General features: G+C 44.3%; 1 protein-coding gene. It reads right to left on the reverse strand.

Features of this window, described 5'->3' with window-relative positions:
* Positions 1-535 (reverse strand): hypothetical protein (locus ACZ2XM_RS15435; protein WP_490589848.1); only part of this gene is annotated, 535 nt, incomplete at both ends.

The following is a 535-nucleotide window of genomic DNA, read 5'->3' on the forward strand; positions in this document are numbered from 1 at the left end:
TTATTAATCACCGTATTGCCGGTAGTGACACTATTTAATTGCAAGTCTTTGCTTAAAGCAAACGCAACATTGTTGCCTGTCTTAGTAGCCGTCAAGTTCGTATCGGTTGGCTCAGCCACTCCAATATCAACTGTATCACCCGCTTTGATTGCAGCGCCGTTTTGACCATTGGTCTGTAAGCTAAAGCCACCTTTTAAGGTCGTGATATCAGTGGTGTTGCCCGTAATGTTATTGCTGTTGGTTGTGATGTTTTGGCTATTTTGTTCCACGTTCTGATTGGTTGTGAACAGCTGACCGCCATTCACAGCATCCATTGAGGTAGCAGAAATATCACCAGCCTTAACATTGCTAAGGGTTGTACCTGTAGCGCCGCCACCTAAAGTTACTTTGTCTTTAGTCGTTGCGTCGTCGTATTTAACCGCTGCATTGTCTGTTGCGGTCTGTTGCCCTGCCAAAGCGTCTAATTGACCTTTGTTTACGACATCTTTTGCATCAGTACCTGCTTCTACACCACTGATCTTGTTTGTGGTTTTAT

Source organism: Psychrobacter sp. CoH-33_TS_01 (assembly GCF_058189395.1).